This window comes from Labedella endophytica (assembly GCF_003990045.1).
GTDB classification, from domain to species: domain Bacteria; phylum Actinomycetota; class Actinomycetes; order Actinomycetales; family Microbacteriaceae; genus Labedella; species Labedella endophytica.
The window spans coordinates 106,112-132,012 of record NZ_RZGZ01000002.1; the positions used below are offsets into that span (position 1 = coordinate 106,112).

Here is a 25,901-nt window from a genome sequence, read left to right on the forward strand (position 1 = left end):
CAGCTTTCTACGATCGTGCCGCCCACGACGGGGCGGCACGAGGGGGTGGGACGACTAGTTGTCGGACTTCTTTTCGGCGTCGGCCTGCTTCTCGGCGTCCGTCCGCACGTCGATGACGGGCTCGCCGGCGACGAGGGGGTCGCTCGATGCCGACGTCTCGTCGACGATGACGTCGTCACCGGCGACCGTCTCGGCCTCGACGTCGTCGATGACGCGGGCGATGGTCTGGCGGTGCACGGTCACGACCGTGCCGGGCGCCACCTCGAGGCCGACCTTGTTGTCGTCCTCGTCCATCGTGAGGATGGTGCCGAAGAGGCCGAAGTTGGTCATGACCTCGGCTCCCGGGGCGACCTTCGACTGCAGCGCCTCCGTGTCACGCTTGCGCTTCTGACCGTTGCGGAACATGAAGAAGATGAGCACGGCCAGGATGGCCAGCATTCCGAGAGTGATCGGATCCATGAGGGGGGTGACACCTTTCGCGGCCAAGAAACCGCTGATCGATAAGAACGTTACGTATGGAGTGTGCCGCCTGGAACGGCTCCTTCGGGAACTCGCCCGGCGGGCCAGCTTGAATTATAGGTCATCGGTGAGGAACGGGCCTGAGCCTCTCTCCACACCGAAGTGGCGGAACGCCGATGGCGTCGCGACCCGACCCCGCGGAGTTCGCGTGAGGAGCCCGATCCGCACGAGGAACGGCTCGACGACGCTCTCGATCGTCTCCGCCTCCTCCCCCACGGAGACGGCGAGCGTGCCGAGCCCTACAGGGCCGCCGTCGAAGCGCGTGAGGAGGATGTCCATGACGGCGCGATCGAGGCGGTCGAGCCCGAGCGGATCGACGTCGTAGAGCTCGAGGGCTCCCCGGACGGCCTCGAGATCAGCGCCCGTGCCGTGCACGAGGGCGAAGTCGCGCACCCGGCGGAGCAGCCGGTTGGCGATCCGAGGCGTGCCGCGGCAGCGTCCGGCGATCTCCGCGATGGCCGAGGACGAGATATCGAGATCGAGGAGGAGTGCCGCTCGCGCGAGGACACGCTCGAGGTCGGAGGCGTCGTAGAACTCGAGGTGGGCGGTGAATCCGAACCGGTCGCGCAGCGGGTTGGGCAGGAGACCCGAACGGGTCGTCGCCCCCACCAGGGTGAACGGCGCCAGATCGAGAGGAACGGAGGTGGCCCCCGCCCCCTTGCCCACCATGATGTCGATCCGGAAGTCCTCCATCGCGAGATAGAGCATCTCCTCCGCGGACCGTGCCATGCGGTGGATCTCGTCGATGAAGAGGATCTCGCCCGGCAGGAGACTCGACAGGACGGCGGCGAGGTCGCCGGCGTGCTGGATGGCCGGCCCGCTCGAGAGCCGGAGCGGCCTCCCGCTCTCTGCCGCCACGATCATCGCCAGTGTGGTCTTGCCGAGCCCGGGGGGACCGGCGAGCAGGATGTGGTCGGGGGTCCGGTTCTGGATCGCAGCGGCGCGCAGGAGGAGCTCGAGCTGTCCGCGTACCTTCGGCTGTCCCACGAACTCCGAGAGCGTCGCCGGTCGGAGCGCTCCCTCGAACGCGAGCTCGGCCTCGGACTCGGGGAGCGGCTGGACCGACGAACCATCGGTCACGAGCCCGCTCCATTGCGCGGGGCGGGACCGAGCTGCGCGAGAGCGAGCCGCAGGAGGGTCTGGACCGGCGCCGTCGCGGCATCCGGGTGGGCGGCGGCGACGTCGTCGACGGCCGAGGCGGCGACGCGCTCCGGCCAACCGAGCCCGACGAGGGCGCTCACGACGTCGGCACCCGCCGAGGTCGCGACGGTCGCGCGCGCCTCCGGCTGCGTGATGCCGAGGAGCTTGCCGGCGAGGGAGACGACGATGAGTTTGGCCGTCTTGGGGCCGATCCCCGACACCTTCCGGAAGGACGCGTCGTCATCGGCCGCGACCGCCGCGGCGATCTGGCCCGGACCGAGGTGGGAGAGCACACCGAGCGCGGACTTCGGACCGACTCCCGCGACCCCGAGCAGGAGGTCGAAGACCTCACGGTGCTCGACCGACTCGAACCCGAACAGGGTCATGGCGTCCTCTCGGACGATGAGGGTCGTGTGGAGGAACGACTCGTGGCCGACGACCATCGTGAGAGCGTGCTCGGGCGTCACGAGGACGGCGTAGCCGACCCCACCCACCTCGATGTGCGCGGTCGCTCCGGATACGGCGAGCACGCGGCCCCTGATGCTGGAAATCACCCGTTCAGCCTACGGCGGGCCGCCGACACCGCCGCGACCGCCGCGCGGTCGTCCTCGGGCGCTCGCGCGTCAGCGCTTGCTCGCGCGCTCCGCCGCCGCCCACGCGCGCTGCGCCGGAGTCAACGCTGCGGCACCCCCGGTCGCCGCGGCCGGTCCAGCGCCGCGCCAGGCGTGACAGATCGCGAGGGCGAGAGCGTCGGCCGCGTCGGCAGGCTGGGGCGGCTCCGCGAGTCGCAGGACCCGCGCGACCATGGTCTGGACCTGCTTCTTGTCCGCCGCGCCGTATCCCGTGACCGCGGCCTTGACCTCGCTCGGAGTCCGCAGCCCCACGGGGATCGTGCGTGCGGCGGCCGCGCGGAGCGCGAGTCCGCTCACCTGCGCCGTGCCCATGACGGTCCGGAGATTGTGCTGCGCGAAGACCCGCTCCACCGCGATCGCGTGCGGTTCGTGCTCGTCGATCGCCGCCTCGAGCCCCAGCCCGATCGTGAGCAGGCGCTCCTCGATCGGGCTCGATGGGTCGCTGCGGACCACGCCGTAGTACACGAGCGAGACGCGGCGGTCCGGCTCCACGTCGACGACGCCGATGCCGCACCGGGTGAGACCGGGGTCGATTCCCAGCACCCGGAGCGTCACGCCTCAGTCCTCTGCTTCGAGCTGCGCCTGGACCTCGGGAGTGATGTCGTAGTTGCTGTAGATGTTCTGCACGTCGTCGGAGTCCTCGAGCGCGTCGATGAGGCGGAAGACCTTGCGGGCGGTGTCAGCGTCCACCTCGATCTTGAGGTTCGGGACGAAGGCGACGTCGGCGGAGTCGTAGTCGATCCCCGCATCCTGGAGAGCCGTTCGCGTCGCGACGAGGTCGCTCGCCTCCGTGAAGACCTCGAACGTCTCGTCCTCGGCGACGACCTCCTCGGCACCCGCCTCGAGCACCGCGAGGAGCACGTCGTCCTCCGTCGTGCCCTCCGCGGGAACGACGATGATGCCCTTGCGGGCGAAGTTGTAGGCGACGCTGCCGGGATCGGCCATGGCTCCACCGTTGCGGGACATGGCGGTGCGGACCTCGGCCGCCGCGCGGTTCTTGTTGTCCGTCAGACACTCGATGAGGAGCGCGACGCCGTTCGCCGCGTAGCCCTCGTACATGATCGTGGAGTACTCGACGACCTCACCGGTGAGGCCGGCGCCGCGCTTGACGGCGCGATCGATGTTGTCGTTCGGTACGGAGGTCTTCTTCGCCTTCTGGATGGCGTCGACGAGCGTCGGGTTGCCCGAGAGATCGGCCCCGCCCATCTTCGCGGCGACCTCGATGTTCTTGATGAGCTTGGCGAACGACTTCGCGCGCCGCGAGTCGATGATGGCCTTCTTGTGCTTCGTCGTCGCCCACTTGGAATGCCCGGACATGTGCTCCTCTTTACTGCCGCGTGATGATCGCACCCATTGTAGAACGCTCCGGCGGCGTCACCGCGGTGGAACGCCGCCCCGGAGCGAGACGGGGCGCCCACCCGCGATCACTCTCAGTCGGCGGTGCGGGTCGAGACGGTGTCGAGGAAGCGACGGTGGAACCGCGACTCCCCCGTCATCTCCGGGTGGAACGACAGCCCGAGGAGGTTCCCCTGCTCGACCGCGACGACGGTCCCGTCCGCGAGGCGGGCGAGCGAACGGGCGGCCGGACCCATCTCGGACACGACGGGGGCCCGGATGAAGGCGGCGCGCACAGGTCCGGGCCCGATCGCCGGCACGTCCAGCTCGGTCTCGAACGAGTCGAGCTGCGATCCGAACGCGTTCCGGCGCACGGTCACGTCGAGCCCACCGAACGTGCGCTGCCCAGGGATCCCGTCCTCGATGCGCTCCGCCAGCAGGATGAGCCCCGCGCACGTGCCGAGGACGGGCAGCCCGTCTGCGATGGCCGCACGCACCGGGTCTCGCATCCCGAACGTCGTCGCGAGCTTGTCGATGACCGTCGATTCGCCCCCCGGGAGGACGAGTCCGTCCACGCTCGCGAGTTCGGACGGACGACGCACCGGCACGACGTCCGCGCCGAGCGACGACAGCAGGGCGACGTGCTCGCGCACGTCGCCCTGGAGCGCGAGGACCCCGACGCGCGGGGCCGCGCTGCTACCAGCCACGCTCGGCGAGCCGGTGCGGGGCGGCGAGATCGGCGACGTTGATGCCGACCATCGCCTCGCCGAGGCCCCGAGAAGCCGCGGTAATCTCCGCGGGATCGTCGAAGAAGGTCGTCGCCTTCACGATCGCTGCTGCGCGCTGCTCCGGGTTGCCCGACTTGAAGATGCCGGACCCGACGAAAACGCCGTCGGCGCCGAGCTGCATCATGAGGGCCGCGTCGGCCGGGGTCGCGACGCCTCCGGCCGTGAAGAGCACGACGGGGAGCTTCCCGGTCGCAGCGATCTCCGCCACGAGCTCGTACGGGGCCTGCAGCTCCTTGGCCGCGACGTAGAGCTCGTCCTTCGACAGCGCCGTCAGGGCTCGGACCTCGGCACCGATCGTGCGGATGTGCTTCGTTGCCTCGGACACGTCGCCCGTGCCGGCCTCGCCCTTGGACCGGATCATCGCAGCGCCCTCGTTGATACGGCGGAGCGCCTCACCGAGGTTCGTCGCACCGCACACGAAGGGGACGGTGAAGGCCCACTTGTCGATGTGGTTGACGTAGTCGGCGGGGCTCAGCACCTCCGACTCGTCGATGTAGTCGACGTCGAGCGCCTGGAGCACCTGGGCCTCGACGAAGTGTCCGATGCGCGCCTTGGCCATGACCGGGATGGAGACCTCGGCGATGATCGCCTCGATGAGGTCGGGGTCGCTCATGCGGGCGACGCCTCCCTGGGCGCGGATGTCGGCGGGCACGCGCTCGAGCGCCATGACGGCCACGGCGCCGGCGTCCTCGGCGATGCGCGCCTGCTCCGGGGTGACGACGTCCATGATGACGCCGCCCTTGAGCATTTCGGCGAGTCCGCGCTTGACGCGGGTGGATCCGGTTTCGGAAGAGGATGAGGTCTCGGTCATGGCCCCGAGCCTAGGCCCGTGATCCCGCCGTTCTCGGTGTCGCCAGGTGCCAATCACCGAGGAGTGGACTGGTCCCCCGTCGATCCGACGAGCCAATTCAGGATCAGTGGCTCTCGGCGTGCAGCCAAGCGTCCGCGAGAGTCTTCCGGACGTCGCCGAGAACCTGCGGGAGGGCTTTCGTCCGGGCGATGATCGGGAAGAAGTTCGAGTCCTGCGCCCACCGGGGCACGATGTGCTGGTGGAGATGGCCGGCGATGCCGGCTCCCGCGACCGCCCCCTGGTTCATTCCGATGTTGAATCCGTCGTTGCGCGAGGACGCGCGGACGACGCGCATCGCGGTCTGCGTCAGGGAGCCGATCTCGGCGACCTCCTCCACCGTCGCGTCGTCGTACAGCGGGATGTGACGGTACGGGCACACGAGGAGGTGTCCGGAGTTGTACGGGAACAGGTTCAGGAGCACGTACGCGTGCGTGCCGCGTGCCACGATGAGCGAGGTCTCGTCGTCCTGCTGGGGAGCCCAGCAGAACGGGCACTCGTCGATGTGCGGCTGCGGTCCGCTCTCGATGTACGCCATCCGGTGGGGCGTCCACAGCCGCTGGAACTCGTCGGGGACGCCGGCCAGGTGGGCCGCATCCTCGACGCCGGGGTGACCCTCGGTCATTCCGCCCACGCCGAGAGGACGAGTTCCTTCGACGCGATCGCGCTGCGGATGCGCTCGATCGCCTGGTCGACGGGCACACCGTTGAGCTGGGTTCCGTCGAGGAAGCGGAAGCTCACCGAGCCGCCCTCGACGTCCTGCTCGCCCGCGATGAGCTGGAGCGGTACCTTGCCCGTCGTGTGGGTGCGGATCTTCTTCTGCATCCGGTCGTCGCTGCGGTCGACGCTCGCGCGCACACCCGCCGCCCGGAGCCGGGCCACGACGTCCTCGAGATACGGCGCGTATTCGTCCGCGACGGGGATGGCGACGACCTGCTCGGGCGCGAGCCAGAGCGGGAAGGCTCCCGCGTAGTGCTCGAGGAGGATCGCGAAGAACCGCTCGATCGATCCGAGCAGCGCGCGGTGGATCATGACGGGCTGCTGACGGGAACCGTCGGCGGCCGCGTACTCGAGTTCGAACAGCTCCGGCTGGTTGAAGTCGAGCTGCACCGTGGAGAGCTGCCACGTGCGGCCGATCGCGTCGCGCGCCTGGACCGAGATCTTCGGGCCGTAGAAGGCGGCTCCACCCGGGTCGGGCACGAGTTCGAGTCCGGACGCGACGGCGACCTCACGGAGCGTGTCGGTCGCCTCCGTCCACATCTCGTCGGTGCCGACGTACTTCTCCGGGTCCTTCGTGGAGAGTTCGAGGTAGAAGTCGTCGAGCCCGTAGCCGCGGAGGGTCTCGAGGACGAAGTCGAGCTGACGGGTCAGCTCCTCCTTCACCTGGTCGGGCGCCACGTAGATGTGCGCGTCGTCCTGCGTGAGGCCGCGCACGCGTGTGAGGCCCGACAGCGTGCCGCTCTTCTCGTAGCGGTAGACGGTGCCGAACTCGGCGAGCCGCAGCGGCAGCTCGCGGTAGCTTCGACCGCGCGCCCGGTAGATGAGGTTGTGCATCGGGCAGTTCATGGGCTTCAGGTAGTAGTCCTGGCCCTGGCGCGTCAGCTGGCCGTCCGCGTCGTACTCGGCGTCGAGGTGCATCGCCGGGAACATGCCCTCCTTGTACCAGTTGAGGTGCTGGCTGGTCTCGAACAGGTGCCCCTTGGTGATGTGCGGGGTGTTCACGAGTTCGTAGTCGTTCGCGATGAGCCGCTCACGCATGTAGTTCTCGATCTCGTTGCGGATGATTCCGCCGCGCGGATGGAAGACCGCGAGCCCCGAGCCGATCTCGTCCGGGAAGCTGAAGAGGTCGAGTTCGCGACCGAGCTTGCGGTGGTCGCGCTTCGCGGCCTCCTCGAGGCGCGCCTGGTAGGCGCGGAGCTCGTCCTTCGTGGGCCAGGCGGTGCCGTAGATGCGCTGGAGCTGCGGGTTCTTCTCCGAGCCGCGCCAGTAGGCGGCGGCGACGCGCATGAGCGCGAAGCCGTTGCCGATCATGCGCGTGTTCGGCAGGTGCGGGCCGCGGCAGAGGTCCTTCCAGACCGTCTCCCCCGTCTTCGGGTCGACGTTGTCGTAGATCGTCAGTTCGGCGCCGCCGACCTCGACGTTCTCGCCCGACTCGCCCTCGTCCGATCCGCCCTTGAGCCCGATGAGCTCGAGCTTGAACGGCTCGTTCGCGAGCTCGGCGCGCGCTTCGTCCTCCGTGACGACGCGGCGCATGAAGCGCTGCCCCTGACGGATGATGCGGTCCATCTCCTTCTGGAGCGGCTTGAAGTCGTCGAAAGTGAAGGACTCGCTGACGTCGAAGTCGTAGTAGAAGCCGTCGGTGACGGGCGGGCCGATGCCGAGCTTCGCCTCGGGGTTGATCCGCTGCACCGCCTGCGCGAGGACGTGGGCCGCCGAGTGGCGCAGGATGCCGAGCCCATCGGGCGAGTCGATCGTCACCGCCTCGACCTCGTCGGCGTCCGTGATGGTCGCCGCCAGATCCTTGAGCTCGCCGTTGACGCGCATGGCGACGACGGACCGATCGGTGAACCTGGCGAAACCGTCTGACACAGCTGTTCCTTATCGTCCGAGGGGGGCTTGACCACCCACTCTATCGCCGGGATCGGGCGCGCCGGACGGCCTCGGCGAGCTGCACCGGGAACGACGAAGGCCCCCGGCGATGCCGGGGGCCTTCGTTTCGATGGTGGGCGATACTGGGATCGAACCAGTGACCTCTTCCGTGTCAGGGAAGCGCGCTACCGCTGCGCCAATCGCCCATATTCATTCAGTTGTAAGCATGGCTCAGGATGAGAAATCGTGATCCTGATGATTGAGGTGGCGACGGGATTCGAACCCGTGTGGACGGCTTTGCAGGCCGCTGCCTCGCCTCTCGGCCACGCCACCGCGTGTGGTTGCCCACATGCCGTAGCCGACCGAAGCCGACCACCAACACTCGAGCGGATGACGAGATTCGAACTCGCGACCCTCACCTTGGCAAGGTGATGCGCTACCACTGCGCCACATCCGCATTTCGCTCCCGTTTCCGGGTGCCTTGAAACTGTAACCGAAACCGGCCGCATGTCCAAACCGAGACGCGCCGGCCGCGTGGAGACCGACTCGAGCGGCGATCGTGGTTCGCAGCACCCCTCGACGTCGGATAGGATCGTGTACCGCAGGCGGCCTCACGGACGCGCTGCACGGGCGATTGGCGCAGTTGGTAGCGCGCTTCCTTCACACGGAAGAGGTCATCAGTTCGAGTCTGGTATCGCCCACCACGACCCCGTAGGCCACCGGCCGTGCGGGGTTTCGTCTTCTCCCCGCAGGTCGCCCCGGGTGAACAGTCGAGACGCGCGACCGCGACCTGATCCATCAGAAGACGGCGCTCAGCACGATCCAGACGATCGCGGCGGCGAAGACGAGCGAGGCGAGCGCGATCCCGATGCCCACCCAGGCCATCCGTGGGAGTCGCGAGCGCAGCCGGGAGCCCGATGCCCCAACGTCGTTCTGCGCCGGTCCGGCGAAGCGCAGACCGGGCGCCGCCGCGACGCGCTCGTCGAGGTACATGTCCGTCTGCGACCAGGCCTTCTCCCCCACCGTCTGCCGGATGCGCTCGAAGCGCTCCCACGTCGCGACCCGTTCGAACGCGAATCCGCCCGGTTTGTAGACGATGAGTCGGTCGTCCCGGATCTCGACGTCGAGGTCACCCGACTCATCGATCAGCAGTGCCATGAGGTCCGGCGTGAAGACGTACAGGGCATCACGCTCGTAGCCACTCGGCACGTACAGCCGGAAATGGGAATCGAAGTCGCCCTCGAGCGAGAGAGCCTGATCCGCCGCCGGGCGATTCAGAAGGCTCGAGAACGGTCCACGATCGTTGCTCTTCGCATCGAGGATCATGTGCGGCAGCCGCCGCGGGAGCCGGATGGCGAGATAGCCCAGGTCGATGCTCGATTCCGGCGACGTGATCCGCACGGATCGTGTGATCGTCCAGCCGCCCCGCTGCTCCACCGACTGCGTCTGACGGGTCCCGCCCGTAATCCGCCCGGTCTCCCAGCCATCGCCGCTGACCCGATCGCGAACGATCCCGACCGACACGCGCTCCCACAGCCCTGCCCCGACCGCCGGCGGTTCCGCGACCGCGTCGTACCCCCAGCCGTTCGCCGACGCGAAGCGCAGCAGCTGGGAGATGTTCTCGATTCCGTTGAGCATGCGCCCTCCCTCGGCCAACGCTATCGGGCCTGTGGATCCGCCGGTTTCGCGGCGCGACCGGCCGTAAGGAGGTACGGTCGGGGATACAGGGTCACCCCGGCTCTCGACGGAGGCAAGACCATGGCGGAGAAGTCATCACGCAAGGCGGTCGCGAAGACGGCCGTTCGCTCTCTCAAGGAGAAGCGACTCGACAAGAAGAACAAGAAGGACTCGTCGTCCGACGCCGGAGACATCGTCTCGAACGCGAACCGCAAGAAGTAGACCTCTCGAGTGACCACGGTCGCTTGAGACGGAGGAGACGGTTCATGGCCTCACGGCCATGGGCCGTCTTTCCTTGCGTGCGGCGGTGCCGAGCACGGGCTCGGCGGATCGCGCGCTGTGGACGGTCCTCAGCCGGCTGCGCGAGGATGTCCACGTGACCACTCCCGAGCGCGCGAGCGCCCTCTCCCGCATCCTTCCCGGGATCATCGGTCTGCTCGGCAGCAAGAGGATGTTCGCGTCCGCCGACCGCACGATGCGCCGGGCGCGCGAGCAGCTCGTCCGCCCCCAATCGTTCGCTCCGCCGCGCTCCCTCGAACGACACGTCGACGTGAGCATCCGCCACGAGAACGGCTGGCCGATCTACACGGTCGGGCCGCGCACCGGAGCCTCCTCCCGACGTGCCGTCTACATTCACGGCGGCGCCTGGATCAACGAGATCTCGTCGTTCCACTGGCGGCTCATCGCCGACTTCGCGGCATCGACGGGTACGGAGATCACCGTGCCGATCTATCCGCTCGTCCCCCGTGCCGAGGCGACCGCCGAGAACGTCGTGGGGGTCATCGCCGATCTCGCGGCGAGCATCGTGGCGCGGGTCGGCGGCCGGAACGTCGTGCTCCTCGGGGATTCGGCGGGAGGCACGATCGCCCTCTCCGTCGCGCACCTCCTGAGGGATCGCGGCGTTCCCTCCCCCCGCGACGTCGTGCTCATCTCCCCCGTGATCGACATGAGGTTCACCGACCCCGAGATCTACCGCATCGAACCGTCGGACCCGTGGCTCGACGTCCCCGGACCGCGTGCGGCGGGGGAACGCTGGCGCGGTGACCTCGACATCACCGACTCACGAGTGAGTCCCGCATTCGGCCCGCTCGGCGGACTCGGCCGGATCTCGCTCTTCACGGGTACACGCGACATCACCCACGCCGACGCCATCACCCTCGAGAGGAAGGCCGCCGAGGAGGAACACCCCCTCGATGTGCATCGTGCGCCGGGCATGATCCACGTCTACCCGCTGCTCCCGATCCCGGAGGGCGCGGCCGCGCGCGAGGCGATCAGGCAGGTCCTCCGCCGCGACGCCCCGATCGACTGAGGCGGCGAGCCGGACCGGCCCACTCGAGACCGACTGAACGGTGAGGGCTCAGACGACGGTCCAGCCGTAACGCGACGCGAGCGTCTTCGCCACGCGGCGGTAGGTCTTCTCCGGGAGGAACGCCGCCTCCCGGCGCACGCTCGAGGCGTCCACGCGGAAGACCCGGTCGAGGCGCGCCCAGCTCTCACGATGCGCGGAGTCCCACGCACCCGTGCCGATCGACACGTGGTCCGCATCTCCGTCGTGGTCCTTCGACGTGAGCTGGACACCGAGCAGTCCAGAGCGGCCGGCCGAGACGATGAGGACGGGCCGGTCCTTGCCCCGCCCGTCGTTCTCCTCGTACGGCACCCACGTCCACACGATCTCGCCGGGATCCGGCAGCCCGTCCGCCGACGGCGCCCACTCGAGCCTCACCCGCCCGAGCGATCGTGGATCCACCTCGACGGTCCTTCCGGACCCGGCCTGCGACGGGGTACCGGTCGGCACCTGCCCATGCGAGGGCGCGGTCGGTCGCGACGGGGCCGTGGATCGCCGGGACGGGGCCGGTCGGAACACATCGAGGAGGGCGGAGAGAAGACCGGAGGCACGAACCATGCCGGGAAGACTACCCCGCACACGCTCACTGCCCGCGCGCCCATCCACACCCGATCCGGCAGGCCCGGAGCCCATCGACCGCACCTCCGTCCGCCTGACCGGTTCGGCGCGCTGCAGATTCTGTTGAGCGCTGCAGGAATTGCTGCAGCGCCGACCAAGAACTGCAGCGTGCCGCGCACAGACTGCGGGCGCGGCGGCGCCGGGTCAGTCGGCGGCGGTGAGCGCCATCATGCGGGACATCGAGCGCAGGTACTTCTTGCGGTAGCCACCCGAGAGCATGTCTCCGCCGAAGACCTCGTCGAGAGGGACTCCGCTCGCGACGATCGGGATCTGCGCGTCGTACACCCGGTCGATGAAGGCGACGAGGCGGAGTGCCTCAGCCTGCGACTCCGTGGAGTGCACGTGCGAGAGGCCGATGCGGTCGATCCCCTCGATCAGCCCGATGTACCGCGACGGGTGCACGGTCGCGAGGTGCGCGATGAGGGCGTCGAACGCGTCGTCGCTCACCGTCTCTCCCGCGGCCGTCGCCTGCTCGATCCGGGCGGCGTAGTCCGCCTCGTCCCGGGTGGTGGCATGGCCCTCGAGTGTGCGGCGACGGTAGTCGGTGCCGTCGATGCGCAGGGTGTCGAAGTTGCCGGAGAGCGCGTGGATCTCGCGGAGGAAGTCCGCCGCGGCGAAGCGGCCCTCCCCGAGCGCGTTCGGCGGCGTGTTCGAGGTCGCCGCGAGCCGCGTGCCGGTGGAGACGAGCTCCGTGAGCAATCGCGTCATCATCATCGTGTCGCCGGGATCGTCGAGCTCGAACTCGTCGATGCAGAGGAGCGTCGATCCGGTGAGCAGCTCGACCGTCTTGGCGTAACCGAGGGCACCCACGAGCGCCGTGTACTCGATGAAGGTTCCGAAATACTTCCGGGGGCCCGGCGCCGCGTGCCAGAGGGCCGCGAGCAGGTGGGTCTTGCCCACGCCGAAGCCTCCGTCGAGGTAGATGCCCGGGCGCGTGTCCGGTGTCTTCTTCTTGCGCGAGAACAGTCCGCCACCACGGGCGGGGGCCGACCACGAGCCGGCGAAGGTCCGGAGGATCTCCACGGCCTCGGCCTGGGAGGGATACTCCGCGTCGGGCCGGTAGTTCTCGAAGCTCGCCTCCGCGAACTGCCGGGGCGGTGCGAGGCCCTGGGCCAGCTCGGTTCCGCTGAACTGCGGGGATCGCTCGGCGAGGCTCACCGGGGATCGGGTGGAGGAGGAGGCCATGGGCACCTTCGGATCGGGGCGGGAGGCGTGTGTCGGTGTCTTACGGCCACGGTGGCGGCGGGAGGACGCATTCCGTAGATTCGCTCGTGACCCGTCCCAGCCTATCCGTCGGTCCGCACGGGTAACGTCGGGTGGACAGTACCGAAAACGAGGAGACACGATGCCCGTCGAGACCGACAGCTCGGACGACAAGTTCGCCGGCTACGCCCACCCCGAGCGCCTCGTCACGACCGAGTGGCTCGAGGAGCGCCTCGGAACGGACGGGCTCGTCGTGGTCGAGTCCGACGAGGACGTCCTGCTCTACGAGGTGGGCCACATCCCCGGTGCCGTGAAGGTCGACTGGCACACGGAACTCAACGACCCGGTGCAGCGCGACTACGTCGACGGGGCCGGGTTCGCCGCGCTCCTCAGCGCGAAGGGCATCGACCGTTCGGACACCGTCGTCATCTACGGAGACAAGAACAACTGGTGGGCCGCGTACGCGCTCTGGGTCTTCACGCTGTTCGGCCACGAGGACGTCCGTCTGCTCGACGGTGGACGTGACAAGTGGATCGCCGAGGATCGACCGCTCACGACGGAACCCGCCGAGCGGCCGACGACGCGCTACCCGATCGTGGTACGCGACGACACCGTCGTCCGCGCGTTCAAGGACGACGTGCTCACGCATCTCGGCAACCCCCTCGTTGACGTCCGCTCTCCCGAGGAGTACTCGGGCGAGCGGACGACCGCCCCCGCCTATCCGGAGGAGGGCGCCTTGCGCGCCGGCCACATCCCGAGCGCCCAGAACGTGCCATGGGGCAAGGCCGTGGCAGAGGACGGCACGTTCCGGCCGGTCGTCGACCTCGACGCGATCTACCGCGACGGAGCCGGACTGTCCGAGGGCGACGACATCGTCGCCTACTGCCGCATCGGCGAACGCTCGAGCCACACCTGGTTCGTCCTCACGCACCTCCTCGGGTTCGAGAACGTGCGCAACTACGATGGTTCCTGGACGGAGTGGGGCAGCGCCGTGCGGGTCCCGATCGTGACGGGCACGAAACCGGGACGCGTCCCCTCCGAGTGAGACCGGCCTCCCCGTTGTCCCCGTACCGCACGGCGCGGGGATAATGGGCTCATGAGTGACGAGACCCTCCCCCCGGCCCTCGCGGAGATCAGCGAGGAGTTCCTCGCCGTCGGCGAACCGGATCGCCTGCAGTTGCTCCTGGAGTTCTCCCGCGAGCTGCCGACGCTCCCCTCGCGACTCGCGGAGCACCCCGAGCTCCTCGAGCGCGTCGCGGAATGCCAGTCCCCGGTCTACATCGTGGCCGAGGTCGACGGCGGCGTCGTGCACCTCCACGCCACGGCTCCCGAGGAGGCGCCCACCACGCGCGGCTTCGCCAGCATCCTCGTCCAGGGTCTCGCGGGGCTCACGCCCGACGAGGTCCTCGCGACACCGAACGACGTCGCCCACCGGCTCGGCCTCGGCCGCGCGGTCTCGCCGCTTCGCCTGAGCGGGATGTCCGGGATGCTCGCACGGATCAAGCGCCAGGTCGCGGTCCGCACCGCCTGAGGCAGTCGCGTCCTCTCGGCGTCACGACGACTACCAGATCCGTCAGTCGCGGATCGACCGGAGCCAGGTGGAGATCGCGCCGTTCCAGCCGGCTTCGTCGAAGTTCCAGATCCGGGCGTGACGAGCCTCATGGAACGAGACGAGGTCGACGAGGTCGGGCCGTGCCTCCGCGAGGGCCTTCGATCCGTCCGACGGCACGAATCCGTCGTCCTCGCTGTGCAGGATCAGGACGCGGTGCTCCAGCAGGGGCGCCGAGGCCACGACGTCGAGAGACCCGAGATCGACGGGCTCGGACAGACCCGTGAGGCGCCGGCCCCAATCGTTCCCGATCGCGAGCAGGGCGGCGTCCCGCACGACCGCCGGAAGGTGCGACGCGGTCGCCTGGAAGGCGAGGACCCGGTGCCAGTCGACGACGGGCGAGTCCAGGACGAGCCCGACGACGAGGCCCTTCCGATCGGATCGCAGCACCGTCTGCAGCGCGATCGCACCGCCCATCGACCAGCCCATGAGGACGATCCGTTCAGCTCCTCGGTCGACCGCGAAGTCGATCGCCGCCTCGACGTCGCGCCACTCGGTCGTCCCCAGGCCGTAGCGGCCGTCGGCGCTCCGCGGACCTTCGTTGTCGTTGCGATAGGAGACGAGGAGCGAGGTGAAACCGGACTCGGCGAAGACGGGGACGGCACGCAGTCCCTCGGCGCGCTGCGAACCATGACCGTGGATCTGGATCACCCAGTCACCTCCGACGCCGTCGTCCGACGGCACGATCCAGGCGGGTGCCGGGCCGAGGGGCGTCGGGACGGAGACGTACTCGTACTCGACGCCGAGCTCGCGGGGATGGCGGTAGAACCACCCGCTCATTCCCGCGGCGACGTCGCCGGGCACACGACCCAGATTGCTCGACAGGACGGAGCGCGTGACGGTGCGGTCGGAGCGGGCCAGGATGTCGCCCACTTTCACGTAGGGCTCCGAGCCGTCGACCCACAGGCCGTAGCGCCCGGGCACACCCGTCTCCGCATCGGCGCGCAACGTGATCGTGCGGCCGGGCCGGTCGACACCCAGGATGCGCGAGTTGGATGGGCGCTTGCGCGGCGGAACCACGACTTTGCGCGACACGGTCGAGACGAGGGCGAGGAACGCGGCTGCGGTGGACGACGTGACCGCGAGGGCGGCGAGGGCTGCTGCGACTCCGGAACTCCGGGTGGTCTCCGGCTGACGGCGGACGGCGTGCCTCTGAGCTTTCATCGTCATGTCACTCTAGTCTGCCACCGTGGGAGAGATTCCGATCACCGACGCCGTCCCGGCCGTCTTCGCCGCGGCGCGCGATGCCATTCGTGACGCCCTCATGCGCGACGAGCTCGTCGTCAGCGAGATCCCGGCCCCGGCCCAACTCGCGCCGAACGCCGTCGCCTTCTCGGCCGACGTCCGCCCCTCGCGCCACGGCGTCGACTCCGAGCTCGGCACCGGCCGATTCATCCTGCTCCACGATCCAGAGGAACCCGAAGCCTGGGGTGGCCCGTTCCGCGTCGTGTGCTTCGCCCAGGCCCCGCTCGAGACGGAGATCGGCCTCGATCCCTTCCTCGCCGAAGTCGCGTGGTCCTGGCTCGTCGATTCCCTCGAGACCTTCGGCGCCGCGTACACGGCGGCTTCCGGCACAGCGACGAAGATCCTCTCCTCCGGCTTCGGCGAGCTCGCGGAGCATGGCGACGGAGCGCAGATCGAGCTGCGGGCATCCTGGTCCCCGCGCGGCGGCGACATGGACGCCCACGTCGCGGCATGGGGCGAGCTGCTCTGTCTGCTCGCCGGTCTCCCGCCGGCCGGCTCGGAGGGTGTCGCGTCCCTCGATGCTCGGAGGACTGCGCGTGACTGAACGTGTCGTCATCGACACGCGCGACGAGTACCTCCGCGCCGTCGAGAAGATCGCGGGCGGGCACGGGCCCGTCGCCGTGGACGCGGAGCGGGCGAGCGGCTTCCGCTACTCCCAGCGCGCCTATCTGATCCAGATCTTCCGCCGGGGTGCCGGCGTCTTCCTCTTCGATCCACCGGCGATCGGGAGCTTCGACGAGTTGCAGGCCGTGATCGCGTCGGAGGAGTGGGTGCTGCACGCCGCGAGCCAGGACCTGGCGTGCCTGCGCGAGGTGGGTCTCGATCCCACGACCGTGTTCGACACGGAACTCGCGGCCCGCCTCCTCGGTCTGCCGCGGGTGGGCCTCGGCACCGTCGTCGAGGACAAGCTCGGGATCGTGCTCCGCAAGGAGCACTCCGCCGCCGACTGGTCCACACGACCCCTCCCCGATTCCTGGCTCGAGTACGCGGCCCTCGACGTGGAACTCCTCGTCGACCTGCGCGACGAACTCGCAGCGGACCTCGTCGCCGCCGACAAGGTCGAGATCGCTCGTCAGGAATTCGAGGCCACCGTCGCCCGTCCCGAGCGTGCGGCCCGCGTCGACCCGTGGCGCAAGCTGAGCGGGATCCATGCCGTACGGGGTGGGCGGGGTCTGTCGATTGCCCGCGAGCTCTGGGAGACGCGCGACGCTCTCGCTCGCGAGCGCGACGTCGCCCCCGGCCGCCTCATCCCCGACAGCTCGATCGTGGCCGCTGTCCGGACGCAACCCACGACCCTGCATGCCCTGGCCACCCAGAAGGACTTTTCCGGTCGGGCCAGCCGCTCGGAGATCGACCGCTGGTGGGCGGCGATCGAGCGCGGACGCACGACGACCGATCCCCCGCCGACGCGCGGCACCGGCGAGACCCTGCCTCCCCCGCGGTCGTGGGCCGACCGGAACCCCGACGCCGACGCGCGCCTGAAGACGGCACGCCCTCTGCTCATCGAGCGTGCGGAGGAGCTGCAGCTCCCGGTGGAGAACCTCCTCACCCCCGACTTCCTCCGCCGCCTGGCCTGGACTCCCCCGGATCCGATCACGGACGAGACCGTCTCCGAGGTGCTCGAACAGTTGGGCGCACGCCCGTGGCAGATTGACGCAACCGCACAGTTGATCGCCCAGGCCTTTGTCGATCCCCACCAAGCGCCGCTCGACGGCGAGTCGGACGCATCGTAGAAAGAATCAAAGGATTGGGGTGCGTCCGCGACCCTTCCTAAGATCGTTGCGTAATCCCAACAAGGAGGCACTGTGGCCGGAAACAACGACGTCTACTTCGTCGATGGAATGCGAACGCCCTTCGGGCGAGCGGGCGAAAAGGGCGTGTACTGGGACACCCGGGCGGACGATCTGATCGTCAAGGCGATCATCGGTCTGCTCGAACGCAACCCGAATGTCCCGAAGGATCGCATCGACGAGGTCGCCATCGCCGCGACCACGCAGCAGGGGGACCAGGGCCTCACCCTCGGTCGCACCGCCGCCCTCCTCGCCGGTCTCCCGAAGTCGGTCCCCGGCTTCGCGATCGACCGCATGTGCGCCGGTGCCATGACGAGCGTCACGACGACCGGTTCGGGAGTGGCGTTCGGCGCATACGACCTCGCGATCGCCGGCGGAGTCGAGCACATGGGACGACACCCGATGGGCTTCAACGCCGATCCGAACCCGCGCTTCCTGTCCGAGAAGCTCGTGAGCGGGGACGCCCTCAACATGGGTATCACCGCCGAGCGCATCCACGACCGCTTCCCCGGGCTCACCAAGGAGCGTTCCGATCGCTTCGGGATGCGCAGCCAGCAGAAGGTCGCGGCAGCCTACGAGGCCGGCAAGATCCAGCCGGACCTCGTCCCCGTGGCCGTGCGCAGCGCCCAGGGATGGGGCCTCGCCACCGCCGACGAGGGCATGCGTCCGGAGACGACGATGGAGGGACTCGCCGCCCTGCGCACGCCGTTCCGCCCGCACGGCCGCGTCTCGGCCGGTAACGCGTCACCGCTCACCGACGGCGCCACCGTCAGCCTCCTCGCGTCCGGCGACGCGGTGAAGGAGCTGTCGCTCGCCCCGAAGATGCGCATGGTCTCCTTCGCCTTCGCCGGCGTCGAGCCCGAGGTCATGGGCCTCGGTCCCGTCCCGTCGACGGAGAAGGCGCTCCGCAAGGCCGGCCTCACGATCGAGGACATCGGCCTGTTCGAGCTGAACGAAGCCTTCGCCGTGCAGGTGCTGTCCTTCCTCGACCACTTCGGCGTCGACGACGACGACCCCCGTGTGAACCCGTGGGGCGGCGCGATCGCGATCGGTCACCCGCTCGCGGCCTCGGGGGTGCGCCTCATGATCCAGCTGGCCCGCCAGTTCGCCGAGCGCCCCGACGTGCGGTACGGCCTCACGGCCATGTGCGTCGGCCTCGGCCAGGGCGGCACGGTCATCTGGGAGAACCCGAACTGGAAGGGAAAGAGGTAGCAGCATGAACGACTACGAGAACATCGACTTCACGCCGCTCGTCGCCCTGTCGGACGACGAGGTCGTCACCCGCTCCTTCGTCCGCGACGTTCCGCTGTCGGAGGGCCGCGTGCTGGCGCTCGTCACGCTCGACAACGGCCGCGACCACACCCGTCCGAACACACTCGGCCCGGCGACGCTGCTCGAGCTGCGCGACGTCCTCGACGGTCTCCGCGAGCGAGCGTCCCGCGGCGAGATCCATGGTGTCGCCGTCACGGGCAAGCCCTTCATCCTCGCCGCCGGGGCCGACCTCAGCCAGGTCGACATCATCCCCGACCGCAAGACGGCCGCCCTGCTGCCGAAGCTCGGCCACGACGCGCTCGGTCGACTCGGCGACCTCGGCGTCCCGAGCTTCACCTTCATCAACGGTCTCGCCCTCGGTGGCGGGCTCGAGATCGCCCTGAACTCGGACTACCGCACTCTCGACATGTCGACGGCGGCGATCGCGCTCCCCGAGGTCTTCCTGGGCCTCATCCCCGGGTGGGGCGGCGCCTATCTGCTGCCGAACCTCATCGGCATCGAGAACGCCCTCAAGGTCGTCATCGAGAACCCGCTCAAGAACAACCGCACGCTCAAGCCGAAGGACGTGCTCGAGCTGGGGATCGCGGATGTCGGATTCGCCCCCGCGACTTTCCTCGAGCAGTCGATCCGCTGGGCGGACGGCGTCATCGCCGGGAGTGTCACCGTCAAGCGGCCTCACGCCCCCGGCCGCATCGAGCGCGCCGTCAAGTGGGACGCCGCCGTCGGCATCGCACGCAAGCAGGTCGCCTCGCGACTCGGGACCGTCCAGACGTCGCCGTACGTCGCGATGGACCTGCTGAAGGCCGCGAAGTCCGGCACGAGGGCGGAAGGATTCGCCCGCGAGGACGACGCCCTCACCGACCTCATCTCGGGGGATCAATTCCGGGCGAGCGTCTACGCCTTCAACCTCGTCCAGAAGCGGGCTAAGCGACCGGCTGGCGCTCCCGACCCGAAGATCGCCCGGAGGATCTCGAAGGTCGGCGTCATCGGCGCCGGCCTGATGGCGAGCCAGTTCGCACTGCTGTTCGTCCGTCGCCTCCAGGTGCCCGTGGTGATCACGGACCTCGATCAGGCGCGCGTCGACAAGGGACTCGCCTACATCACCGGTGAGATCGACACCCTGCGGGGGAAGGGCCGGATCTCGGGAGACGAGGCGAACCGGTTACGTGCGCTCGTCACGGGCACGACGAACCGAGCGGACTTCGCGGACGCCGACTGGGTGATCGAGGCGGTGTTCGAAGAGCTCGGCGTCAAGCAGGAGGTCTTCGCGGACATCGAGAAGTACGTGGGCCCGGAGACCATCCTCGCCACCAACACGTCGTCCCTCTCGGTCGAGCGGATCGGCGAGAAGCTGGCACACCCCGAGCGCCTCGTGGGCTTCCACTTCTTCAACCCCGTCGCGGTCATGCCTCTCATCGAGGTGGTCTCCGCTCCGGCGACGGACGACGTCACGCTGTCGACGGCGATGGCCACGGCCAAGGCGCTGCGGAAGAACGCGGTCATCACCCGCGACACTCCGGGATTCGTCGTGAATCGCGTGCTCGCCAAGGTCCTCGGCGAGGCGATGCGCGCCGTGGACAGCGGAACGCCGTTCGCGGACGTCGACACCGCTCTCGCGCCGCTCGGCCTCCCCATGGCCCCATCGGCCCTGCTCGACCTCGTCGGGCTCAAGGTGGGGGCGCACGTGCTCGACACGCACCACGCGGCCTTCCCCGAGCGGTTCTACCGGTCGGACAACCTGCACGCCCTCGCCGACCACGGCTCGCTCCTCGAGAAGGACAAGTCGGGGAAGATCACGGGCTTCGACAAGACCGCGCTCAAGATCGTCTCGGGCGGCGGCACCCCGACGCCCGGCGACGAGATCCTCCGGCGGCTGCAGGACGGCCTCGCCGACGAGATCCACCGGATGCTCGAGGACGACGTGGTCCACGCGGCCGAGGACATCGACCTCTGCATGATCCTCGGAGCCGGCTGGCCGTTCCAGATGGGCGGAGTCACACCGTACCTCGACCGGGTCGGCGCGAGCGAGCGTGCCTTCGGTGGCACGTTCCACTCCCCGCGCATCGCGGGCGTCGAGTAGGCCTGTCGCGTACGGGCAGCGAGTAGACACGTCCAGTGCGAGGAAGGCCCCCGACCGTTCACCCGGTCGGGGGCCTTCCTCGTATCCGGCCGATCGGACCGGGATCTCGTCAGCGGGAGTCGTCGTCCGACGACCTCGCCCGGTCGGCGTCCGCGAGGAGGTCGTCGTGGCCCGTGGCCTCACCGTCGAGCGGGCGGGCCACCGGGATCCGCGTCCCGAGCACCTGGGAGACGACGCCCCGCGCGATCGACTTCGCCGTGAGCCCCACGTCCTCGAGGATCTCGCCACGGGAGGCGTGCGCGAGGAACCGGTCGGGAAGACCCAGCTCGTCGACTGCAGTGTCGATCCCCGCCGCGCGCAGATCCTGACGCACGCGTGTGCCGATCCCTCCCACGCGTATACCGTCCTCGAGGGTGATGACGAGGCGGTGGCCCGCCGCGAGCTCGACGACCGATGCGGGTACGGGAATGACCCACCGCGGGTCGACGACCGTCGCGCCGATGCCGTGCGCCTCGAGCAGAGCGGCCACATCGAGGGCGAGTCGGGCGAACGGCCCGACCCCCACGATGAGGACGTCGCGGCGATCGGAACGCGCGAGCACGTCGACCCCGTCGTGAAGCCTCTCGAGAGCGGGGATGTCCTCCCCCACGTCTCCCTTGGGGAAGCGGAGGACGGTGGGCGCGTCGTCGACGGCGACGGCCTCGCCGAGCTCCTCGGTGAGTCGCGTCCCGTCACGCGGGGCTGCGATCCTGATCCCCGGAACCGCCTGCAGGAGCGCGAGATCCCAGACACCGTGGTGGCTCGGGCCGTCGGGTCCCGTGACACCCGCGCGGTCGAGCACGAACGTCACGCCCGCGCCGTGCAGGGCGACGTCCATGAGGACCTGGTCGAAGGCGCGATTCACGAACGTCGCGTAGAGCGCGACCACCGGGTGAAGCCCGCCGAAGGCGAGGCCCGCCGCCGAGGTCACGGCGTGCTGCTCGGCGATCCCGACGTCGAACACTCGCGCGGGGAACCGCTCCGCCATCCGGTGGAGACCCGTCGGGCGCAGCATCGCCGCCGTGATGCCCACGAGGCGTTCGTTCGAACCGGCGAGACGCACGAGCGAGTCACCGAAGACGTCGGTCCAACTCGGACCGGTGCCGGCATCGAGGGGCTCGCCCGTCTCGGGGTCGATCTTCCCCACAGCGTGGAACTGATCCGCGACGTCCCGCCGCGCGGGCTCGTAACCGCGCCCCTTCTCCGTGATGGCGTGCACGATGACCGGTCCGCCGTAGTCACGCGCGTGTTGGAGGACCTCCTCGAGAGCTTGCAGATCGTGTCCGTCCACGGGGCCGAGGTACTTGATGTCGAGGTTGGAGTAGAGCGCCTCGTTGTTGGTGAAGCGCGACAGGAACCCGTGGGCTCCCCCGCGAACGCCACGGTAGATCGCCCGTCCGGGAGGCCCGAAGCGCGAGAAGACCTGTTCGCTCGACCGGTGCAGCGACTGATAGGTCTTGCGCACGCGGACGTCGTTGAGGAACCGAGCCATCCCACCGATCGTGGGCGCGTACGAGCGGCCGTTGTCGTTGACGATGAGGACGAGCCGGCGGGTGTTGTCGTCGCTGATGTTGTTGAGCGCCTCCCACGTCATCCCGCCCGTGAGGGCGCCGTCTCCCACGACCGCCACGACGGTCCGGTCGTCCTGCCCCGTCATGGTGAAGGCGCGGGAGATCCCGTCGGCCCACGAGAGGGAGCTGGAGGCGTGGGAGCTCTCTACGATGTCGTGCTCGGATTCCGCGCGCTGGGGATAGCCGGCGAGGCCGCCCTTCTGCCGGAGCGTCGAGAAGTCGCGACGGCCGGTGAGCAGCTTGTGGACGTAGGACTGGTGGCCCGTGTCGAACACGATCGCGTCCTGGGGCGAGTGGAACACCCGGTGCATCGCGATGCTCAGTTCGACGACCCCGAGGTTCGGCCCGAGGTGCCCGCCCGTGCGGGAGACCTCCGCCACGAGGAACCGGCGGATCTCCCGTGCGAGTTCCTCGAGCTGCCGCGGGTTCAAGGCGTCGAGATCGCGTGGTCCGTCGATGCCGTCGAGAAGAGTCATCCCGTGCCTTGCCTTCCGATCCGTGATCCCTCCACTCTACGCAGCACACCCTTAAAGCGGACGGCGACCGGACCGCGTGAGCGGATCCGGTCGCCGTCCGTCACACCGACGGGCGCGTGAGCGTCAGACGAGGCTGCGCAGCACGTACTGGAGGATGCCGCCGTTGCGGTAGTAGTCGGCCTCGCCGGGGGTGTCGATCCGGACGACCGCGTCGAACTCGACGACGGCCTTGCCGGCGGGCGAGTGCTCCGTCGGCTCGGCGACGACGCGCACGGTCGAGGGGGTCACGCCTTCGTTCAGCTTCTCGATGCCGGAGATCGAGATCGACTCGGTCCCGTCGAGCCCGAGGGACTCCCAGGTCTCGCCCGCCGGGAACTGCAGCGGGACGACGCCCATGCCGATGAGGTTCGAGCGGTGGATCCGCTCGAAGCTCTCGGTGATGACGGCCTTGACGCCGAGGAGGCTCGTGCCCTTCGCAGCCCAGTCGCGGCTGGAACCGGAGCCGTACTCCTTGCCGCCGAGGACCACGAGCGGGGTGCCCTGCGCCTGGTAGTTCTGCGACGCGTCGTAGATGAACGACTGCGGAGCGTCCGGCTGCGTGAAGTCACGCGTGTACCCGCCCTCGACGCCATCGAGCAGCTGGTTCCGGAGGCGGATGTTCGCGAACGTGCCGCGGATCATCACCTCGTGGTTCCCGCGACGCGAGCCGTACGAGTTGTAGTCCTTGCGGGCCACACCGTGCTCGTCGAGGTACCGACCGGCGGGGCTGTCGCCCTTGATCGATCCGGCGGGGCTGATGTGGTCGGTCGTGACCGAGTCGCCGAGCTTCGCGAGCACACGGGCACCGACGATGTCGCTGACGGGGGTCGTCTCCATCGTCATGCCCTCGAAGTACGGGGGCTTCCGCACGTAAGTGGACTGCGGGTCCCACGCGAAGGTCGCGCCCTCGGGGGTCGAGAGCGAGCGCCAGCGCTCGTCACCGTCGAACACGCCGTTGTACTCGTGCGTGAACATGTCGGTGTCGATCGAGGAGTCGATCGTCTCCTGGACCTCCGCCGCGTCGGGCCAGATGTCCTTGAGGAACACGTCGTTGCCCTCGGAGTCCGTTCCGAGCGCGTCGACCTCGAAGTCGAAGTTCATCGACCCGGCGAGGGCGTACGCGATCACGAGCGGCGGGCTCGCCAGGTAGTTCATCTTGACGTCGGGGTTGATGCGTCCCTCGAAGTTGCGATTGCCCGAGAGGACGGCGGTTACCGCGAGATCGTTGTCCTGCACGGCCGTCGAGATCTCGTCGAGGAGCGGGCCCGAGTTGCCGATGCACGTCGTGCAGCCGTAGCCGACCGTGTAGAAGCCGAGGTCCTCGAGGTAGGTCGTGAGACCGGCCTTCTCGTAGTAGTCCGTGACGACCTTCGACCCGGGGGCGAGGGTGGTCTTGACCCACGGCTTGGCCTTGAGGCCCTTCTTCGACGCGTTCCGCGCGAGCAGACCGGCGGCCATCATGACGGAGGGGTTCGAGGTGTTCGTGCACGACGTGATGGCGGCGATCGCGACGGCGCCGTGGTCGATCGTGAAGTCGGCTCCACCCTCGAGGGCGACCTTCGTGGGCTTCGACGCCGTCTTCGGCGAGTGGCTCGCGGCGGCGTACTGGTGCTGGTGGCTCACATCCCGCTCACCCGGGGCGTGTGCGCTCTCCTCGTCCTGCGGCGTGAAGCCGATCGGGTCGGAGGCGGGGAACGTGCCTTCGACGGCCGCGTCCACCTGCGAGTGTCCAGGGGTCGCGTAGTTGCCGAGGTCGATCTCGAACTGCGACTTGGCCTCGGTCAGCTCGATGCGGTCCTGCGGACGCTTCGGGCCGGCGATCGAGGGGACGACGGTCGCGAGGTCGAGTTCGAGGTACTCGCTGAACACGGGCTCGACCGCGGGGTCGTGCCAGAGCTTCTGCACCTTGGCGTACTGCTCGACGAGGGCGATCTGGTCCTCGCTGCGACCCGTGAGGCGCAGGTAGTCGAGCGTGACGTCGTCGATCGGGAACATCGCGGCCGTCGAGCCGAACTCGGGGCTCATGTTGCCGATCGTGGCGCGGTTGGCGAGGGGGACCTCGGCGACACCCTCACCGTAGAACTCGACGAACTTGCCGACGACGCCGTGACGACGGAGCATCTGCGTGATCGTCAGCACGACGTCGGTCGCGGTGACCCCCGTGGGGATCGAGCCGGAGAGCTTGAAGCCGACGACCTTCGGGATGAGCATCGAGACGGGCTGGCCCAGCATCGCCGCCTCGGCCTCGATTCCGCCGACGCCCCAACCGAGCACGCCGAGGCCGTTGACCATGGTCGTGTGGGAATCGGTGCCGACGCACGTGTCGGGGTAGGCGCGCATCACACCGTCGACCTCGCGCGTCATCGTGACGCGGGCGAGGTACTCGATGTTGACCTGGTGCACGATGCCGGTTCCCGGCGGCACGACCTTGAAGTCGTCGAACGCCGTCTGGCCCCAGCGCAGGAACTGGTAGCGCTCCCCGTTGCGCTCGTACTCGAGCTCGACGTTGCGCTCGAGGGCGTTCTCCGAGCCGAAGAGGTCGGCGATCACCGAGTGGTCGATGACCATCTCGGCGGGCGCGAGCGGGTTGATCTTGTTCGCGTCGCCACCGAGGGCCTCGACGGCCTCGCGCATCGTGGCGAGGTCGACGATGCACGGCACGCCCGTGAAGTCCTGCATGACGACGCGGGCCGGTGTGAACTGGATCTCGGTGTCGGGGTCGGCGGTGGGGACCCACTCGCCGAGGGCGCGGATGTGCGCGTCCGTGATGTTGGCACCGTCTTCGGTGCGCAACAGGTTCTCGAGCAGGACCTTGAGGCTGAACGGGAGCTTCTCGTAGCCGTCGACCGCGTCGATGCGGTAGATCTCGTAGTCGTTGCCGGAGACGTGGAGCGTGTCCTTCGCTCCGAAGCTGTTGATCGTTGACACGATGTCTCTCCTTCGTCGGCGCCATCGGCGCACTCATGTCAATCTTGGATTCCCGGAGCGCCAGGGGCTAGCAAGGAGGTCCTAACCTCCCGCCGCACGAAGCGCGACTCGCGGATCCGCGATTTATCTCGATGTCGAGATAATTCTAGCGCAGTGGAG

At 69.0% G+C, this 25,901-nt stretch carries 23 protein-coding genes and 4 tRNA genes; 9 read left to right on the forward strand and 18 right to left on the reverse strand.

What is annotated here, in order from left to right; genetic code table 11:
- Positions 1-54: 54 nt before the first annotated feature.
- The 12 genes from yajC to ELQ94_RS04080 form a co-directional block, all read right to left on the reverse strand.
- Complete coding sequence (gene yajC / locus ELQ94_RS04025; protein WP_127047489.1) at positions 55-459, reverse strand: preprotein translocase subunit YajC; 405 nt, start codon at positions 457-459, stop codon at positions 55-57.
- 114 nt (positions 460-573) lie between these two features.
- Positions 574-1,599 carry a Holliday junction branch migration DNA helicase RuvB gene (gene ruvB / locus ELQ94_RS04030; protein WP_127047491.1) on the reverse strand — a complete coding sequence of 342 codons (1,026 nt, stop codon included), beginning with the start codon at positions 1,597-1,599 and terminating at the stop codon, positions 574-576.
- Positions 1,596-2,213 carry a Holliday junction branch migration protein RuvA gene (gene ruvA, locus ELQ94_RS04035; protein ID WP_127047493.1) on the reverse strand — a complete coding sequence of 206 codons (618 nt, stop codon included), beginning with the start codon at positions 2,211-2,213 and terminating at the stop codon, positions 1,596-1,598. Before ruvA ends, ruvB begins: the two co-directional genes overlap by 4 nt.
- 69 nt (positions 2,214-2,282) lie before the next feature.
- On the reverse strand, positions 2,283-2,846 hold the full coding sequence (gene ruvC / locus ELQ94_RS04040; RefSeq protein ID WP_127047495.1) for a crossover junction endodeoxyribonuclease RuvC: 564 nt from the start codon (positions 2,844-2,846) through the stop codon (positions 2,283-2,285).
- 3 nt (positions 2,847-2,849) lie between these two features.
- Positions 2,850-3,608, reverse strand: coding sequence for a YebC/PmpR family DNA-binding transcriptional regulator (locus ELQ94_RS04045; protein ID WP_127047497.1), 759 nt, complete (start codon positions 3,606-3,608; stop codon positions 2,850-2,852).
- A gap of 113 nt (positions 3,609-3,721) precedes the next feature.
- Positions 3,722-4,333, reverse strand: a complete 612-nt coding sequence (gene pdxT, locus ELQ94_RS04050; RefSeq protein ID WP_127047499.1) for a pyridoxal 5'-phosphate synthase glutaminase subunit PdxT — start codon at positions 4,331-4,333, stop codon at positions 3,722-3,724.
- On the reverse strand, positions 4,323-5,225 hold the full coding sequence (gene pdxS, locus ELQ94_RS04055; RefSeq protein ID WP_127047501.1) for a pyridoxal 5'-phosphate synthase lyase subunit PdxS: 903 nt from the start codon (positions 5,223-5,225) through the stop codon (positions 4,323-4,325). Before pdxS ends, pdxT begins: the two co-directional genes overlap by 11 nt.
- Before the next feature lie 103 nt (positions 5,226-5,328).
- Entirely contained in the window at positions 5,329-5,886 is a 558-nt protein-coding gene (locus ELQ94_RS04060) for an HIT family protein (protein WP_127047503.1), read from the reverse strand.
- On the reverse strand, positions 5,883-7,850 hold the full coding sequence (gene thrS, locus ELQ94_RS04065) for a threonine--tRNA ligase (RefSeq protein ID WP_127047505.1): 1,968 nt from the start codon (positions 7,848-7,850) through the stop codon (positions 5,883-5,885). The genes ELQ94_RS04060 and thrS overlap by 4 nt, the downstream gene beginning before the upstream one ends.
- A gap of 131 nt (positions 7,851-7,981) precedes the next feature.
- Positions 7,982-8,056 (reverse strand) — tRNA-Val (locus ELQ94_RS04070).
- 56 nt (positions 8,057-8,112) lie between these two features.
- Positions 8,113-8,183, reverse strand: a tRNA-Cys gene (locus ELQ94_RS04075).
- Positions 8,184-8,235: 52 nt separating this feature from the next.
- A tRNA-Gly gene (locus ELQ94_RS04080) sits at positions 8,236-8,307 on the reverse strand.
- A 171-nt stretch (positions 8,308-8,478) separates the two neighbouring features.
- Here ELQ94_RS04080 and ELQ94_RS04085 point away from each other — a divergent pair.
- Positions 8,479-8,554: transfer RNA gene (locus ELQ94_RS04085), tRNA-Val, on the forward strand.
- A gap of 94 nt (positions 8,555-8,648) precedes the next feature.
- Here ELQ94_RS04085 and ELQ94_RS04090 read toward each other — a convergent pair.
- Positions 8,649-9,488, reverse strand: coding sequence for a hypothetical protein (locus ELQ94_RS04090; protein WP_127047507.1), 840 nt, complete (start codon positions 9,486-9,488; stop codon positions 8,649-8,651).
- A gap of 120 nt (positions 9,489-9,608) precedes the next feature.
- Between ELQ94_RS04090 and ELQ94_RS17245 the strand changes: the two genes are divergently transcribed.
- Positions 9,609-9,749 carry a hypothetical protein gene (locus tag ELQ94_RS17245; RefSeq protein ID WP_166404651.1) on the forward strand — a complete coding sequence of 47 codons (141 nt, stop codon included), beginning with the start codon at positions 9,609-9,611 and terminating at the stop codon, positions 9,747-9,749.
- Positions 9,750-9,903: 154 nt separating this feature from the next.
- On the forward strand, positions 9,904-10,836 hold the full coding sequence (locus tag ELQ94_RS04095) for an alpha/beta hydrolase fold domain-containing protein (protein WP_243696852.1): 933 nt from the start codon (positions 9,904-9,906) through the stop codon (positions 10,834-10,836).
- Between the two features lie 48 nt (positions 10,837-10,884).
- Here the strand turns inward: ELQ94_RS04095 and ELQ94_RS04100 are convergent, their stop codons facing one another.
- Both ELQ94_RS04100 and zapE read right to left on the reverse strand, forming a co-directional pair.
- The gene (locus ELQ94_RS04100) at positions 10,885-11,274 is read right to left on the reverse strand and encodes a type II toxin-antitoxin system PemK/MazF family toxin (RefSeq protein ID WP_243696853.1); all 390 of its coding nucleotides are present in this window, start codon (positions 11,272-11,274) and stop codon (positions 10,885-10,887) included.
- A 360-nt stretch (positions 11,275-11,634) separates the two neighbouring features.
- On the reverse strand, positions 11,635-12,675 hold the full coding sequence (gene zapE, locus ELQ94_RS04105) for a cell division protein ZapE (RefSeq protein ID WP_127047513.1): 1,041 nt from the start codon (positions 12,673-12,675) through the stop codon (positions 11,635-11,637).
- A 160-nt stretch (positions 12,676-12,835) separates the two neighbouring features.
- Here zapE and ELQ94_RS04110 point away from each other — a divergent pair, with 160 nt between their 5' ends.
- Both ELQ94_RS04110 and ELQ94_RS04115 read left to right on the forward strand, forming a co-directional pair.
- Positions 12,836-13,738 carry a sulfurtransferase gene (locus tag ELQ94_RS04110; RefSeq protein ID WP_127047515.1) on the forward strand — a complete coding sequence of 301 codons (903 nt, stop codon included), beginning with the start codon at positions 12,836-12,838 and terminating at the stop codon, positions 13,736-13,738.
- Positions 13,739-13,789: 51 nt separating this feature from the next.
- Positions 13,790-14,224, forward strand: coding sequence for a SufE family protein (locus ELQ94_RS04115; protein WP_127047517.1), 435 nt, complete (start codon positions 13,790-13,792; stop codon positions 14,222-14,224).
- A 42-nt stretch (positions 14,225-14,266) separates the two neighbouring features.
- Here the strand turns inward: ELQ94_RS04115 and ELQ94_RS04120 are convergent, their stop codons facing one another.
- On the reverse strand, positions 14,267-15,472 hold the full coding sequence (locus tag ELQ94_RS04120; protein WP_127047519.1) for an alpha/beta hydrolase family protein: 1,206 nt from the start codon (positions 15,470-15,472) through the stop codon (positions 14,267-14,269).
- Positions 15,473-15,566: 94 nt separating this feature from the next.
- On the opposite strand from ELQ94_RS04120, the gene ELQ94_RS04125 reads away from it, so the two are divergent.
- The 4 genes from ELQ94_RS04125 to ELQ94_RS04140 all read left to right on the forward strand — a co-directional run bounded on the left by ELQ94_RS04125 (position 15,567) and on the right by ELQ94_RS04140 (position 20,689).
- A complete protein-coding gene (locus ELQ94_RS04125) occupies positions 15,567-16,091 on the forward strand; it encodes a DUF3000 domain-containing protein (RefSeq protein ID WP_127050020.1) in 525 nt (174 codons plus the stop codon).
- Positions 16,084-17,280: an HRDC domain-containing protein gene (locus tag ELQ94_RS04130; protein ID WP_243696855.1), complete on the forward strand. Its 1,197-nt coding sequence runs from the start codon at positions 16,084-16,086 to the stop codon at positions 17,278-17,280. Before ELQ94_RS04125 ends, ELQ94_RS04130 begins: the two co-directional genes overlap by 8 nt.
- Before the next feature lie 72 nt (positions 17,281-17,352).
- On the forward strand, positions 17,353-18,549 hold the full coding sequence (locus tag ELQ94_RS04135; RefSeq protein WP_127047523.1) for a thiolase family protein: 1,197 nt from the start codon (positions 17,353-17,355) through the stop codon (positions 18,547-18,549).
- A 4-nt stretch (positions 18,550-18,553) separates the two neighbouring features.
- Complete coding sequence (locus ELQ94_RS04140) at positions 18,554-20,689, forward strand: 3-hydroxyacyl-CoA dehydrogenase NAD-binding domain-containing protein (protein ID WP_127047525.1); 2,136 nt, start codon at positions 18,554-18,556, stop codon at positions 20,687-20,689.
- Between the two features lie 109 nt (positions 20,690-20,798).
- Here the strand turns inward: ELQ94_RS04140 and dxs are convergent, their stop codons facing one another.
- Complete coding sequence (dxs, locus tag ELQ94_RS04145) at positions 20,799-22,775, reverse strand: 1-deoxy-D-xylulose-5-phosphate synthase (protein WP_127047527.1); 1,977 nt, start codon at positions 22,773-22,775, stop codon at positions 20,799-20,801.
- Positions 22,776-22,898: 123 nt separating this feature from the next.
- Positions 22,899-25,742 (reverse strand): aconitate hydratase, encoded by a 2,844-nt coding sequence (locus ELQ94_RS04150; protein WP_127047529.1) that lies wholly within the window; start codon positions 25,740-25,742, stop codon positions 22,899-22,901.
- Between the last annotated feature and the right edge of the window lie 159 nt (positions 25,743-25,901).